The sequence below is a fragment of the Ochrobactrum teleogrylli genome (assembly GCF_006376685.1).
Taxonomy (GTDB): domain Bacteria; phylum Pseudomonadota; class Alphaproteobacteria; order Rhizobiales; family Rhizobiaceae; genus Brucella; species Brucella teleogrylli.
This window is the reverse complement of the sequence record NZ_VEWL01000014.1, coordinates 70,522-85,588: the sequence shown is the minus strand read 5'-3', so window position 1 is coordinate 85,588 and position 15,067 is coordinate 70,522. Positions and strand designations below refer to the sequence as shown.

Below are 15,067 nucleotides of genomic sequence, written 5' to 3'. Positions count from 1 at the left end.
ATAGGTAACTGAAATGGGATACTATGAGCGCTCTTGAAAAATCGCTGACCATCATCGAGCTGCTCGCGGCTCGTCCTGCCGGTCTGTCCGTCTCAGTGATTGCCCAGCATGTCAATCAGCCTCCAAGTGGCGTGCACCGCACGCTTAACGAGTTGATTCGACTTGGTTATGTTCGTCAGGTTCAGGATCAAGGAGACTATGCGCTCACCATGAAGCTCGCAGCGCTCGGTGTAGGTTTTCTCGGCCGCACGGGCGTTGGAGATGTGGCTCAGCCCATATTGGACCGGTTGGCCCAAACCAGCGGCGAGTTGATTCGTCTCTCGGTGATTGATGGCGACGATCTGATCTGGGTCGCGGTTGCACAAGGCGCGACCGGCGGTTTGCGTTATGATCCCGGACAAGAACAGGGCGTCAATGTTCATCTGGCCACAAGCGCTGGTGGTCAGGCGTGGCTTGCCTCGATGACCGATGAAGAGGCTCTGCACCGGGTTGCGCAACAGGGCCTCGTCAACAGCAACAAGCCTTCCGGTCCTGGTGCTCCCACCACGATCACCGAACTTCTGAAAGTGTTGGCGCAGACACGCAAGCGTGGCTATTCCATTTCGGTCAATAGCTACATTATTGGCATGGCTGCGATGGCTGTGCCGGTTCGCAGCGGCGGCGAGGTTATTAGCTGCCTTTCCATCGCCGGACCAACTGTCCGCATGACACCGGAGCGGATGGCGGAGCTTGCACCGCATCTCACCAGAGCAGCAGAAGAGATCGGTCTTGCGGCGAGTGGATCGCGCTACTTTCCCGGCTTGCACAAGCGAAGCTGAGGCCCGGCCGGCATAGAGTATTTCCAGCAAAAGTGCGTAGCGCCTACGCGGGGAAATCAGTTCACTGGACTGATTTCTGATCCCGCTTCGATACGTAGGATAATGCTTAAAAGCAAATAGATAGAGCGGTTCCACGATTCCGTCTTAACCGGAACCGCCCTAAAAAAGCCCCGAAGGGAATGATCCTTTCGGGGCTTCTTTTGTTTCGGAGGATTAACGCAGAGCTGAAAAAAGCTTAGCCAGCCTTGCGTAAGTTTTGTTGTTCAGACAGCGCCCAGCCCAGAGGTTGCAGCTTTTGCAAAGCGTCCTGAATTGCGGCGTCCGGTTCGGAACTGAGAATTTCCACGACCGACAGTCCCCGATAATCCGACGCGGCCAGTGCTTTGGCCGCCGCCGCGAAATCAACGCTGCCCGTTCCGATGGGGTCGTGTTTCCAGGCGCTTTTCCCGGTGTCGGACATGTGAAGTATATCGAGGTAAGGGACCACTAGCGGGATCGCTTCACTCAGGTCCTCACTGATGAAATGCGCATTGGCCAGATCGTAGCAGATGGTCAAAGCGGGGCTCGCAAATTCTTCCACCCATTTGACCATGCTCTTTGCATCCGGCAAAACCCCCATCGGGATGTTTTCCAGAAACACCTTTACCCCAGCCCGCTCCGCATAAGCGACCGTCTTCTCGAGAGAACCCCGGAACCAGCCCTCCAACTGCGCCTTTGGTGGCGCATTTAGAGAATTATATCGCCCTGATACGGAGACAAAGCCTTGCGCCCCAAGTTCGTAGGTCGCGTCCAGAAGCTTCTTGTTGAAGCCGACCGTCATTTCGCGGATTTCTTCGCGGGGCGAAGCAAGATTATGGTCCAGGCTCTGTGCCGTCAGCGAATGAATAGTCAAGCCTTCCGCTTCCAGAAACCGACGGATGCGCGCATAATCACGCGCCGTCATATTCTGGATGTCGAGATGCGCCGGGCTGACCATCACATCGAAATGCGTGAAGCCAAGCTTCGCCAGACGAGTCAAAGACTCTTCCAGCGGCACTGTCCAGGCATCACTGATCGTACTCACTCCAAGAGGAAACGAGGCCATTTCTTCTTCTCCCGTTTTGATCGTCGCGACTTATTTCAGAGGCGAATTCGCAGTCGGAAAAGCGATGGTCGAACGCATGTCGGTCGTCAGCCAATCCGGCCCGCCTTTCGGTGGCCACACGTTTTTGGCAACGGAATCTGCACGGATCTGGCCGCGCTCGTTCACCGAAGCGAAAGGCCAGATATGCGTCATGCGCGGCTTGCCGTCGACGCCATACATGCAGATGGTCAGCTTTGAGAGTTCCGTGCGCGCCGGTACAGCCGCTTCCCATGCCTTTATTGTCGGCTCCAGACCACCGGTCTTGAGAACATAGGTACGGAATTCATAGGCAGGACCAAAGCTGCCGATTTCAATCGGCGGCAGAAATGGAAATGGCGCATAGCCTTCAAGTTCCAGTCCGGTCAGCCATTCGGCAGCACCGAACGGGTTGGCCGCGCGAAGTGTGCGCTCACGTTCTACTTCAAAATCACCGGTGGTATCAAAGCCGCGCAGAACCAGAACCTTATTCAACGCGCCAATATCGGCATAGAAAATGCCCAGAAGACGCCCCTTGCCTTCCCCCGCGAATGCTTCCACTGCCGGCGCAACCTTGGCGGCTGCCCCCATGGTCGTGGAAAGAGTTGCGATTTCATAGCGTTGCATGTTTCTTCCTTTCATTCGTCATAACGTCGGGCGCATCTTGTGACACATCGGTAAGCTTTCCGGCGGCGTGTTTGGCCACACGCCATCCAAACACAATGGCTGGACCAATGGTCGTGCCCGGCCCCGGATAGGTCCCGCGAAAGATGGAGGCGAGATCATTACCGCAAGCATAAAGTCCATGGATCGGCTCGCCGTTCTCATTGAGAACCCGGCCAAATTCATCGCCGGAAAGACCCGCACTGGAGGCGAGATCGGACGGGCGCACAGCCATGGCGTAATAGGGACCGGCACCAACCGGCCCTAAGCACGGATTAGGCCTGAAGCTGGCGTCGCCATTGAACCGGTTCATCACCGATGTGCCGCGCCCAAAGTCTTCATCAGTACCGGTTGCAGCAGAACGATTATAGGCTTCGACGGTCTGGACAAGCGTGCTCGCGTCGCAACCGATCTTGGCCGCCAGTTCCGGCAAGGTCGCGCCCTCAATCACATATCCGGCCTTGAGCATGGTTTTCAGGTTCTTCGCCCCCGGCAGGATCATCCCCATACCATAGCGATGCAGAAATGCTGCGTCGCAAATCAGGTGGGCCGGATTAGCGCCATTACCAATCTGGCCCATCGAAAAATCATGATAGGAATTGGATTCATTGACAAAGCGCTTGCCTGCGGCGTCAACCGCCAGAAGGCCCGGCTTGGCGCGGTCGAGGATGATATGCGGCCACACGGCCAGTGATCCGTCTGCCCGACGATAGGACGAGCACGGCATCCAAAGGGCGGGGCTATCGCCGCCATCTTCGAAGCGCGCGCCTATCGCCATTGCCACATCCGCTCCATCGCCGGTGTTGGTGACAGGCGCCAGCGAATAATCGCGCGCCGCTTCAGGAAACAGCCGGTCGCGGATTTTCTCGTTCCAGCATACGCCCCCCGTCGCCAGCACGACCCCTTTGCGAGCCCTGATGCGGCGCGACCCCGATGGCCCCTCCAGCACCGCGCCAACAACGCGGCCATCCTCCACAATCAGTTCATGAACGCCGGTTTCGAACAGTACTGGCACCTTTGCCTTGCGCAGGCTATAGAGAAGCCGCGCCACCAGCGCATTGCCCATCAAAAGACGTGTTCCGCGCTTGTAACGTAGACGGTCGAGCACATAGCGCCCGACGATCTGAACGGTGCTGCGGAAATTGGCGATAGAGCCAAAGGGTTGCAGCAAGGCGCCCAGTTCATTGCGTCCCACCATCATACCGCCCAGCCCCATGAATTCGCGGCGCGGCGGACGAACCCGGTCAAAATCATCACGCTCCAGCAGGCGACCGTCAAATGCGACTGGGCCCAAAGCCCGGCCCCCATAGGCAGAACCCGGCCCGTCGAGATAGTCGGGATGTGCAAGAGCGGCGGCAAATTTCACATCGGTGCGACGGTCGAGTTCCTCGATAGCCTCGCGCCCTGAGGCGAGAAACGCCTCGCGCAGCCGAATGCCGCTGCGATTGGCGACAACGCTTTCCAGAAAAGCGCGCGCATCCTCGACTGTATCAGGAACGCCTGCTTCTTCAGAAAGATGTGTTCCCGGCACCCAAGTGGTGCCGCCCGAGGTTGAGGTTGTGCCACCAACCTGTTTTGTCTTTTCACATAGGAGGACATTTAGTCCCTCCAGAGCACCAACCAGCGCCACCGTCATGCCACCAGCGCCTGCACCGCAAACCAGCAGGTCGACTTCGTCCGTTTTGTGCTGATCATGCTCAGATCGCATATTCTGTTTCCTTGCTGTTGGATTGTGCGCTCTCAGCCGCAGCCCGCTTGGCAATGGTTTCAGCTGCGAGGAACCCAAAGGTCATGGCAGGGCCGAGCGTGATACCACCACTTGGATAGTGACCACCCATAATGCTGTTCATGTCGTTGCCGGCTGCATAAAGACCGGCAATTGGCTGGCCCGAAGCATCGAGGACACGCGCAGATGCATCGGTCTCGATACCGGTAAATGTACCCAGACTGCCTGGTACAATTCGCACCGCATAGAAAGGTCCATTGCGGATGGGAGCAATACAGGGATTGGGTTTCTGATCAGGGTCACCCTGAACCCGCTGATAGAGTGTCTGGCCGCGATTGAATTGCGGGTCTTCTCCCCATTGCGCATCACGGTTGAACGCTGTGACGGTCGCGTTGAGACCCGCCGCGTCGATGCCGCAGCGTTCAGCCAATTCGGTGATCGTTGCGCCCTTGATAAGATAGCCGTTGTTCAACCAACGCCGATAAGGAACGGGCGCTGGTTTGACAGCGCCAAGACCGTAACGGCGCAAAAACCGATGATCACAGATGAGCCATGAGACAACCGGTTGCCCCTCCGGGGTCGCTGCTATCATATCACAAACATAGTCATGATAGGGGCCGCCCTCATTGGCGAAACGGCTTCCCGAAGCCAACACCGCGATCACACCCGGCTTTCCGCGCTCGACAAGATGCGGAAAACGCCCCACGGTTCCATCATTGCGGGGAACGAGCGATACCGGCGCATAGGCCGCGCCATGCGCCATGCGGTCCGATACGTGCCCGCCGACCATTTCGGCAAGACGCATACCATCGCCAATGTTTGTCTTGGGCGCTGCCGATGCGTGATCCGTACCGGCCTGAACATGCGGCAGGTGTTCGAAAAGCCGCTCTTTATCATGCGGAAAGCCGCCTGTCGCCAACACGACGCCGTGTTTGGCAGTGACAGTAAGGGGGCCTTTAGCGGTCATGAGAACCGCGCCCGTGACACGTCCCTGATCGGCGGTCAATTCGCGCGCTGCGGCTCCCGACCAAAGGGTAATCTCCTTATCGGATGCAGACCGCAATAGCCGAGCGACCAACGCGTTGCCATTGACAAGTTGCATCGCGCGCCGATGAACAACGAGATCGCGCAGATGTTTCGACACGCGTCGTGTAACATAGGCAAATGCCTTGGGTGAACGCATCGCCGTCAGGAACATGCGCATGTCGACGCCTGATGCGATGCCCATGCCCAAAAACGTTGTTTCAGGGATCGGCGGGCGCAATTTTCCGATCAAGGAGCCAAGTTCGCGACCGTCATAAGGTGCGGCGACAACCGAACGCCAGCCTGTCGCCGCCGCCGGTGCATTGCCGTGAAAATCCGGTACGCCGCTGCCCGGATTGAAGCGGACTTGCGTGTTGCGCTCAAAGAAAGACAGCATGCGCGGCGCGGCTTTCAGATAACCGTCGATCATGGCCTCATCGTAACGATTACCAAGAATATGCCTCAAATAGGCTTTCGGTTCATCGGGGTTTTCACCCTTGCCAGCTGATACGGCATGAGGCGCATTGGGGATCCACAACCAGCCACCGGAAAAGGCAGTGGTGCCACCAAATACATCGGCTTTTTCGGCCACGATGACCTTCAATCCGAAATGCGCTGCCGCTACCGCTGCAGAAAGTCCCCCGGCACCAGAACCGATAACGAGGACATCGCATGCCGCTCGATGAGAGGAAACCATCGGGTCGTTGTTATCGATGGAGTGGTCGGGAGACATATGTATTTCCTATCTGCCAGAACGCGTCACTATCGGACGTGGGAATAAAGTGCGGCGATGGCCGCAATCACCAGTGGAACCGCAAAGACGATCATTACCGTCGAAAGGCTTGCACCCGAACCGATCAGAACGCCGCCCATCGACGGGCCAACGACGGCACCAAAGCGTCCCGCTCCCATGGCCCAGCCAACGCCCGTGCCTCGGACGGAAGCCGGATAAAGGCTGGCTGCGAGACCATAGAAGGAGTTGAAGCCACCATAGATCGCCATTCCCATGAGGAATGCCGTGAAGAGTATAATGCCGAGCGACATGTGGACTGTTCCGAACACCACCAGAAGTGCTGCGGCGAGAACAAGGAATACAGCCCCGACAATGCCTTGCGGAAAGCGGTTCGACAGCTTGCCCATCAGCAACGTTCCCAGAAACGCGCCGAAGTTTAGGATCGCACCGACATAGATGGCATTTTCCAATGTCAAACCGGCTTGCGAGGCAAGCTTCGTCACCCATGAGATAACGAAATAAAGTGACAGGAAGCCCATGAAAATTCCGACCCAGAGCCAAATCGTTGGCACCAGACGATTTTCGGCGAAGATGGTAGCGAAACCGGCAGCTTTCTGCTGGGGGGACTTTTGCGGCAATTGCTTGACCGGCTCCATACCGAGCCTCGTCAGCACATGATTGACGCGTTGCAGAGCATTTTCAGGCCGTTTGCGGACCAGAAAATCCAGCGATTCCGGTAGGAAAAACCAGACGAACGGCAGCACCACCAACGAGGCAATGCCCGCGCCGATCAGCATCATATGCCAGCCGTAGACAGGGAGCAGCGGTGCCATGGCGAGGCCGGTAAAAACCGCTCCAAGCGGATAGCCAGCGGTCATGACGGCCACGGCGAAGGAACGCTCCCTTACCGGTGCAAATTCCGCAGCAAGCGCGGCCATCGAAGCAAGGATCGCGCCGATCCAAACGCCGATGAAGAAGCGCAGGACAACCAGTTCCATGACTGTGGTTACAAAGCCGCTCAGGATCATGGCGATTGTGATTGCCGCGAGGGCAGTAATCGTCAGTGGCCGGCGACCCCATCTGTCGGCAAGCGGCGCAACGAAGAAGCAGCCGATCACCATGCCCGCAAGACTTGCGGAGAACACGACACCAAGCCGCTCCGGTGACAGCGCCCAGTCTGCCGAAAGCGCAGGCGCGATATAGGAAAGGATAACAACATCCATGCCGTCGATGGCGTTCAACAAAAAGCAGATCGCCAGAATGATGACCCTCAACGAAGACCAGTTTTGCGAAGCACCGATGGCTTCTAACGCAATATTGTCCTGCTTCGTTTGATCAATGGCTTTTCCATGCACACCCTTGCGGGCTGCAAGCGTCAGTTTTGCGCCATCGGACCCGACGGCATCTATGCTGTTCATCTGTTCCTCCACTCGATCGCATGCGTTCCACGTTGCATTTGCAGCGCGGTTCCACCGTCATGATGCGACATTCTTGTCCTCGTGCGCCGAGGACTCACGATCCTCACTCCCCAGCGTGAGGATCGTTATACAGAAATTTGAATATCATTCCAGAAAATAATTTGATTTTAATTTTCGAGGGAATTCACCAAGCTCAGTGTCGCGGCCAGCGCCTGAGCCGCTCTTTCACGCGGCGCCAGCCGCGCGTTCAATTCTTCGGAGGCGATTTCCACACTGATCGGCACATTCGCAGGCAAAGCCGCCAGAAATGCGCGCAGATCAATACCGCCCTGTCCCGGAAACAGCCGCCCGCTGCGGGCAACCCGGATCAGTTCGCTATCGGTGTCGATGAATTCTTTTGGCGCATCGCATATTTGAAAATAATGAATACGCTCGGTCGGAATACATGTGAGATCATCGACCTTGCCGCCAGTGCGGTCCCAATGCAGAGCGTCGGCAAGCACACCACCATTGGCTTGGCCGGCCTTTTCCACGATGGCCAAAGCCGCTTGTGCGTCCCGCACGCCAGTCCACGGCATGAATTCGAGATCAGCGGTCAAACCATAGCGGCCCGCAAGCTCGGCGAAACGCGCAAAAGTCTGGGTGAGCCGCGCTGGATCTGGATCGTCACCAGCAACCAGAATATTTGCAGCGCCGAGCACTGCCGCACATTCCAGAAACGGCAGAAATTCCTCGACCTTTGTCTGGGCTTTCAAACGCACGATCTCGACATCCCCAATGCGAATGCCGGTATCGGACAAAGCTGACCGGGCCTCTCTCAGAACTGCCGGGTCGGTCAAAATGGGATAGGGTCCCTCACCGCTGGCGGCGGCTGGAAGCAAGCGCAGACCAACGCTGTCATAGCCAGTTTCCGCTGCGATGCGGATCGCTTCTGCAGGAGCGAGATCGGGAACGGTGAGGAATGCGAGTGCGAAATGCCTGTTCATGTCGTTCACACCGCGCAGAGAAAATCGACCATCAGATCGCGTACTTCGACGAACATGTCAGCGCCGGTGATTGTGCCGCAGCCGATTTCGCGCGCACGCGCCACAAGCGGGGAAATGGCCGGTTTGGTGATCACTTCTCCCACAAACATGTCGGATGTCAGCTTGTCGCCGTCAAAGGGAAGAGCATCGCCTTCCTTCATGCCCGCAGGCGTCGCATTGACAATAACATCAAATCCGGACGGGTCTGATGTGCCCACGTCAATTTTCGCCAGACCCAGAGAAGAAAGCCGTTCGATCAGGCTATCGCGGCGTGCCGCATCCATTTCGTGGACCGCCAGTTCCGCGATGCCCGACTGAACGAGCGCATAGGCGATAGCCCCACCTGCACCCCCAGCGCCTGCCAGCAAAACCTTTTTGCCTTCCAGCTGGCAGCCAGCCTTACGTAGCGCCGCAACATGGCCCATTCCGTCAAACATCGCGCCTTCCCAGCCTGTTGGGGTCCGTCGCAACGTGTTGACAGATCCCAGAAACGCCGCCGTTTCAGAAAGACGATCCGCCATGCGTGTGGCTGCGATCTTGTGGGGAACGGTGACAATAATACCATCCAGATTCTGAAGCGCGCGGGCGCATTGCCAGAAACTGGCCAGATCTTCGGGCTTCACGTGGCCCGGTATGCAGATGGCATTATGCCCCCGAGATTGAAGCATCTCGGTTACACCTTGCGGCGATTTCACCTGTGCGATGGGATCACCGATGACGAAGTGGAGACGCAGCGCGCCATTCAGCTCGGGGGCCATATTTCCTCCAATAATTGAATATAATTCAATTTTCGAATATCATGCCAGAAACAAGCGGTCGAGCGAAAAGCGCCGCTCCAGGTCATTATAAGATCGCTGGAAACGAGCTGTTCCAAAGAAATTGGAAAGGCCGAACGCCGTCACTTCCGCAAAACAATGATTGAAAAACAGAATGTGACATGTCAGTTTTAAATTGACATGTCAGTTTCGCAAATGCTACGTTCATATTATAGACTTTTTGTCCATAATATGAACACAGGAGGAGCCGTGGTCGCGCAACCGCCCGGGGATATCGACCCCGAAACATTGCGTCGGATGCCCTATCAAAAGCCGCAGCCAGTAGAAATGCTGCCTGATTTGGTGGTGCCCAACGCCATTCCAACCGACGAACGTATCTGGGTTCCACAGTCCGAAAATGTCTGGTTCCGGCCATTGTGCCTCAACCGGTCAGCCGGTTACTGGATGAACCTGTTGAAGGTTCGCAAGTCTGGCGTGCTCAGCCGCCATCGTCATCCTGGCCCTGTCCACGCGCTGGTGCTTAAAGGCAGCTGGCGCTATCTGGAGCACGACTGGATCGCCACCGAGGGGTCCTATGCTTTCGAACCACCAGGCGAAATCCACACGCTGGTTGTCGATGAAGGTGTGGAAGAAATGATCACCTATTTCCAGGTTAATGGTTGCATGTATTACGTCGACCCCTGGGGCAACAATAACGGCTATGAAGATGTCTTCACGAAGATAGACATGTGCCGGAAACATTATGAAGAAATCGGCCTCGGCGCCGACTATGTCGATCAGTTTATCCGCTGATCGCAATCGGTTGCCGGATACAAAATAAGTCAAAAAAGGCAGGTTTGAATCCTGCCTTTTTGCAGCACCAGTTGCACGCTCCCATTCTCCCAACCCGTCAAAGAGTTTTCACCATGACCTATGCCCCCGATCTGTTTTCAGGGAAACTGGCGCTCGTCACCGGAGCCACAACCGGTATTGGAGCCGGAATTGCGACCGGCCTTGCCAGGCTTGGCGCGCGTGTCGTCGCCGTCGGCCTCGGCAGCGACCAGTCAAAGCCGGAAGCAGGTCTCGATATCAGCTATCATGAACTGGATGTTTGCGATGCAAATGGCGTTCAGGCTCTGATCGACGGTCTCGACCGGCTCGACATGGTGGTCAATTGCGCAGGCGTCATCCGGCGACATGAGGAACATGAACTCGACGTGTTTGAAAAAGTGCTCGCGATCAATCTTACCGGCACGATGCGCGTCTGCACGGCAGCGCGCAGCAAACTCGCGGAAAGCAAAGGCGCCATCGTCAACACCGCTTCCATGCTGTCCTTCTTCGGCGGCGGGCTTGTCCCCGCCTATAGCGCCAGCAAGGGCGGCGTGGCTCAGCTCACCAAATCGCTGGCTATCGCCTATGCTCCCGACGGCATCCGGGTGAATGCTGTTGCACCCGGCTGGATCGCCACGCCGTTGACACAGGCTTTACAGGACGACCCCACGCGTTCCGGGCCCATCCTCGACCGCACCCCGATGAAGCGCTGGGGCAAGCCGGAGGATATTGCTGGCGTTGTCGCGTTTCTTTGCAGCCCTGCGGCAGCCTTTGTCACCGGTATTGTCATGCCCGTCGATGGCGGCTACCTAATAGCCTAACCAAAGGCCGAAGGACCGCCGAAACAGGGAGAATAGATCCTGACAATGCAGGAAAAAGTACCCGGCACCGCCGCGTTCTCCCGTTTCATGCAGGTATTGCAGGCGGTCAGCGATCAGGAACAACCGCTGACGACTGCCAGGCTTGCCACGGCGGTCGATCTGCCGCGCCCTACGGTTTATCGCATCGTTGCGGCACTCAAGGCCGAAGGTATGCTGACGGAAGTTCGGGGATCGGGCCTGTTGTTGCTGGGCCCGCGGCTTATCAGCCTTGCCGCACGCAGCTGGGAGCGTTCGGATTTGAGACAAGCGGCGGAATTGCCGCTGGTGCGGCTGCGCGACGCCATCGATGAGACAATCCATCTGGCGATCCGCAGCGGCAATGAAATGATCTATATCGACAAGCTGGAAAGCAACCGCACCGTCAGGATGATGTCCCGGGTAGGCACAAGGGTGCCGCTTCACTCCAGCGCGGTCGGGAAAGCCTGGCTTGCGGCGCTTGATCAGGCTGAAATTCAGGCAACACTCGATACGCTGCCCCTTCCCCAAAGAACGCGCCAAACGATTACCGGTCGCGACGATTTCGCCCGTGAAATCGGGGCGACCCGCGAGCGCGGTTATTCCCTCGATCTGCAAGAAAACGAGGACGATATCTGCTGTTACGGTCGCGCTATCGTGGATCGCAACAGGCAGGTACTGGGCTGTATCAGTGTCAGCATGCCGCGATATCGGTTCGAGGAAACCCCGGCGGAAGCAATCCTCAGAGCGATGGCGGATTGTGTCCGCGACATCGCCCGTCAGTTTAATGAGTTTAACGGCTGACCCTCACGCAAACACGACGGAGACCGGGCTGCCGATCTCGTACGTTTCACCAAGTGGCGAAAGCGACCCGCTTGTCTGATCAATCTCGTAGACCGTGAGCGAATGACCGTCCTGATTGGCCGCAACCAGATAGCGCCCACTCGGGTCGATGGCGAAATCGCGCGGGGTTTCACCCCGGGTCGAGTACCAGCCAACCGCCTCCATTTCTCCACTTTCAGCATGAACCTTGAAAGCGACGATAGTATCGTGGCCGCGATTGGATGCGTAGACGAACCGCCCGTTCGGATGGACGCGGATCGCCGCGCAAGCCGATTCACCGGTAAAGTCCGCGGGCAAGGTGGAGATTTCCTGGATCAGCCGGATTGCATCGTCGCCAAGGGCATATGCGCTGACCGAGCATCCCAGTTCATGCACAACGAAGAGCTTCGACCCATCGGTCGAAAGCGCCATATGCCGGGGCAGAAACCCGCCTCTGGTTTTCACCACGCGATCGGGAGTTGTTGTAATCAAGCCTCCAACAAGTGAATAACGCGCAATCTCATCCGTTCCTGCATCACAGATCAGAACGTGGTTGCCATCGGGAGTAACCGCTGCGCAGTGAACATGCGGTCCTTCCTGCCTGCTCTCGTTGGGACCCGTCCCACTGCGCTGAACATTGACAACCACACCGGTCGGAACACCGGCGGCGTCGAGTTCGCAGGTTATGAAATTTCCGCTCAGATAGTTGGAAACGAAAAGCCTGTTTTCGGCTTTGTCCAGCGCAACGTGGCAAGGCCAGTCGCCCATCGCATCGACGCGACCGAGCAAGCGCATATCGCCCGAGGCTTTATCGAAGCTGAGCGCTGCCGCCGCCGCGCCATCCTTGGCAGAAAGTTCCTCGACGGCATAAAGCGTCTTCTTATCGGCAGATAGCGTCAGATAAGTCGGGTTGCGAAGCCCCGCGAATTGCGAAACCGGTGTGATCCGACCGCTTTCGCTCGAAAGCCGAAGAACGCTGATCCCCTGCCCGCGCGCCTGCACATGGGGTAGCGAATCCGTATAGCTGCCAATGATCAGGGTGATTTCGTCCGGATTGATATTCTGTTCGGTCATGATTGGGGTCTCCTCCATTCATTGGGCGATGCGGGCGTAAAGATCGTCCTTCGGATGATAGCCGAGGAAGCGTTTGCCATTTTCGAGGCTCCAGTCTGAACCAGCATTCGCCGATACACCGTTAACCACAATGCCTGGCTCCGGCCAAGCGTCGCTCGATGCGGTGACGCTGGTAAAGACAAGCTGTACGAAATCGCCGTTGGATAACCACATATTGCGGAACCAACGCAATGTGCGCGCTTCCTCTGCGTCGGCGGCGCTGGTCGCGCTCTGCCCGCTGGGCGAGCCGGAGGTGCTGATATCGGCAGGATCATTGTCGCCGGGCAACGCCCAACCGACGCGCAACGACACAGCGCTCAGACGTCCCTTGGAACCAGCGGCAAGACCGGCGACGAAACGCTCACCCATGATCTTGGAGGAACCATACGCCGTCGAGTCGATATCCTTCGTGCCATCGTTCCAGCGGGTGCCCGGCGCTGGCGCCAGTTCCTCGCGGAGGGCACCCGGAGCCATGGTGGCGGCCAATTCGCCATCCTTGTAGCCGCCCATCGCGTGATTGGACGAGCAGAAGACATAACGGGCGACGCCATGCTCAAGACAAGCGAGTCCGAGATTGACGGTCATGTCGAATGACGCAGCCGCTTCGGACCATGTGGAGTCCGGCACGGGGTTTTTTGCGGCAAAATGAACAACGGCATCCACGCCTTCAAGGTGCTGACGCCAGCTTCCGTTCGCATCGGTCAGATCAGCCACCACGATTTTGATCTTGTCGTTCTCCGGTTTCGGTGGCGTGCGATTGGGCGAATAGAAACCAATGACTTTCTCGCACCAGGGCGCTGCGGCCAGTGCTGCGACTGCCTTCGCGCCCAGATTTCCACCAGCGCCCGTCACAATCACCGTTTTTGTCGTGCGCAATTTGGCATCCTTTTCCATATGTCTCACTCCCTTTCGGTATCTTTTCGCCTTTCAGCGCATGAATCGTTTGAACAGGCTAGATGCCGTGTCTCGTCTCTTGCGGTACAGAATAGTCGTGCAGCGGACGAAACCTCAGCGCATCCTTGTTGAGGGTCGCAATATCGGGGCATCCAAGAAGTCCTAGCCCGCGATCGACCTCCGACGACAGGATGCCGATGGCATGCTGCGCGCCAGCCTCACCGCCTGCGGCCAGACCATAAATCCCAGCGCGGCCGATCAGCACAAGATCAGCTCCCAGAGCCTTCGCCTTGAGAATATCGGTGCCGCGTCGGAAGCCGCCATCCAGCATGATAGCAAGCTTGCCTTTCAGCTCGGCGGCAATTTCCGGAAGCACTTCCAGAGCCGACACCGCACCGTCAAGCTGACGTCCGCCGTGGTTGGAAATCACGATCCCATCGGCGCCGCAATCGAGTGCCAGCCTTGCATCCGCTCCCGTCGAGACGCCTTTCACGATGAGTTTTCCCGGCCACAGATCGCGCAGCCAACGAATGTCGTTCCAGTTGAGAGATGGATCAAGCTCGCGACCCAAAACCGCCGATGCGCCCTTGGCAGAGTCCTGTCCCGGCGGCAGAAGATCGCCAAGGTTCTTGAAACGCGGCAAACCATGCGGGATCGGCACATCCAGCAACCAGCGCGGACGCAGAGCCGTGTCGATAAGGTTGCGCAGATTGAGCTTCATGGGGCGGCGAAAATTGCGAAGGTCCCATTCGCGATTGCCATAGACCGGAATATCCGTCGTGACCACAAGGCCTTGAAACCCGGCGGCCTTGGCGCGTTCAGCGACTTTGCGGACGAATTCGCGTGTCCGGTACATATAGACCTGCATCCACAAGGTGCCGCCTGCATGCTCGGCGATATCTTCCATCGAGGTATTTGAGACATTGCTGAGCGTGAACGGAATGCCAGCCTTCGCAGCGGCGCGCGCAAGCTTCAGGTCGCCCTGATGCGTGAGCATTCCATTAAAGCCGGTTGGCCCGATCGCAAACGGGCTCGCGACACGCTGGCCGAAGAGCTCGACCGACTGGTTTCGACTGGTCACATCGACCAGCGTGCGCGGCAAAAAGCCGATCTGTTCGAAGACGTCCCGGTTGCGGCGCAACGTCACCTCGTCATCCGCTCCGCCTTCGACATATTCGAAGCAGAAATTCGGGGTTCGGCGGCGCGCGATCAAACGCAGTTCCTCGATGTTGCGGGCGCGTCTGAAATCCCAACCGGCGTAATATCGTCTTTTCATCAAATGCTCGCTGTCCGTTGCCGAATATGCCCATG

General features: G+C 57.5%; 14 protein-coding genes. 4 read left to right on the top strand and 10 right to left on the bottom strand.

From position 1 onward, the window contains the following. Window positions 1–23: 23 nt before the first annotated feature. Window positions 24–818 (top strand): IclR family transcriptional regulator, encoded by a 795-nt coding sequence (locus FIC94_RS18795; RefSeq protein ID WP_140026015.1) that lies wholly within the window; start codon window positions 24–26, stop codon window positions 816–818. Between the two features lie 235 nt (window positions 819–1,053). Here FIC94_RS18795 and FIC94_RS18790 read toward each other — a convergent pair whose 3' ends face one another. From FIC94_RS18790 to FIC94_RS18760, 7 genes are all read right to left on the bottom strand, one after another. Beyond that, entirely contained in the window at window positions 1,054–1,902 is an 849-nt protein-coding gene (locus FIC94_RS18790; protein ID WP_140026014.1) for a sugar phosphate isomerase/epimerase family protein, read from the bottom strand. Window positions 1,903–1,932: 30 nt separating this feature from the next. Next, window positions 1,933–2,544 (bottom strand): NIPSNAP family protein, encoded by a 612-nt coding sequence (locus tag FIC94_RS18785; protein WP_140026013.1) that lies wholly within the window; start codon window positions 2,542–2,544, stop codon window positions 1,933–1,935. Then, a complete protein-coding gene (locus tag FIC94_RS18780; RefSeq protein WP_140026012.1) occupies window positions 2,531–4,288 on the bottom strand; it encodes an FAD-dependent oxidoreductase in 1,758 nt (585 codons plus the stop codon). Before FIC94_RS18780 ends, FIC94_RS18785 begins: the two co-directional genes overlap by 14 nt. Beyond that, the gene (locus tag FIC94_RS18775; RefSeq protein WP_140026011.1) at window positions 4,278–6,062 is read right to left on the bottom strand and encodes an FAD-dependent oxidoreductase; all 1,785 of its coding nucleotides are present in this window, start codon (window positions 6,060–6,062) and stop codon (window positions 4,278–4,280) included. Before FIC94_RS18775 ends, FIC94_RS18780 begins: the two co-directional genes overlap by 11 nt. 29 nt (window positions 6,063–6,091) lie before the next feature. After that, the gene (locus FIC94_RS18770) at window positions 6,092–7,480 is read right to left on the bottom strand and encodes an MFS transporter (protein WP_140026010.1); all 1,389 of its coding nucleotides are present in this window, start codon (window positions 7,478–7,480) and stop codon (window positions 6,092–6,094) included. Between the two features lie 167 nt (window positions 7,481–7,647). Beyond that, window positions 7,648–8,466 (bottom strand): sugar phosphate isomerase/epimerase family protein, encoded by an 819-nt coding sequence (locus tag FIC94_RS18765; protein ID WP_140026009.1) that lies wholly within the window; start codon window positions 8,464–8,466, stop codon window positions 7,648–7,650. A 5-nt stretch (window positions 8,467–8,471) separates the two neighbouring features. Next, the gene (locus tag FIC94_RS18760) at window positions 8,472–9,263 is read right to left on the bottom strand and encodes a shikimate dehydrogenase family protein (RefSeq protein ID WP_140026008.1); all 792 of its coding nucleotides are present in this window, start codon (window positions 9,261–9,263) and stop codon (window positions 8,472–8,474) included. 315 nt (window positions 9,264–9,578) lie between these two features. Here FIC94_RS18760 and FIC94_RS18755 point away from each other — a divergent pair, with 315 nt between their 5' ends. The 3 genes from FIC94_RS18755 (at window position 9,579) to FIC94_RS18745 (ending at window position 11,731) form a co-directional block, all read left to right on the top strand. After that, window positions 9,579–10,073, top strand: coding sequence for a 2,4'-dihydroxyacetophenone dioxygenase family protein (locus FIC94_RS18755; protein ID WP_121539079.1), 495 nt, complete (start codon window positions 9,579–9,581; stop codon window positions 10,071–10,073). Window positions 10,074–10,186: 113 nt separating this feature from the next. Continuing rightward, a complete protein-coding gene (locus FIC94_RS18750) occupies window positions 10,187–10,912 on the top strand; it encodes an SDR family NAD(P)-dependent oxidoreductase (protein WP_140026006.1) in 726 nt (241 codons plus the stop codon). 45 nt (window positions 10,913–10,957) lie between these two features. After that, complete coding sequence (locus FIC94_RS18745) at window positions 10,958–11,731, top strand: IclR family transcriptional regulator (protein WP_140026005.1); 774 nt, start codon at window positions 10,958–10,960, stop codon at window positions 11,729–11,731. A gap of 3 nt (window positions 11,732–11,734) precedes the next feature. Here the strand turns inward: FIC94_RS18745 and FIC94_RS18740 are convergent, their stop codons facing one another. The 3 genes from FIC94_RS18740 to FIC94_RS18730 are packed head-to-tail and all read right to left on the bottom strand — an operon-like array spanning window position 11,735 to window position 15,032. Further along, window positions 11,735–12,823 carry a lactonase family protein gene (locus FIC94_RS18740; protein ID WP_180918058.1) on the bottom strand — a complete coding sequence of 363 codons (1,089 nt, stop codon included), beginning with the start codon at window positions 12,821–12,823 and terminating at the stop codon, window positions 11,735–11,737. Window positions 12,824–12,841: 18 nt separating this feature from the next. Next, window positions 12,842–13,756, bottom strand: a complete 915-nt coding sequence (locus FIC94_RS18735; protein WP_140026003.1) for an NAD-dependent epimerase/dehydratase family protein — start codon at window positions 13,754–13,756, stop codon at window positions 12,842–12,844. A 58-nt stretch (window positions 13,757–13,814) separates the two neighbouring features. Next, window positions 13,815–15,032 (bottom strand): alpha-hydroxy acid oxidase, encoded by a 1,218-nt coding sequence (locus FIC94_RS18730; protein WP_140026002.1) that lies wholly within the window; start codon window positions 15,030–15,032, stop codon window positions 13,815–13,817. Window positions 15,033–15,067 lie beyond the last annotated feature (35 nt).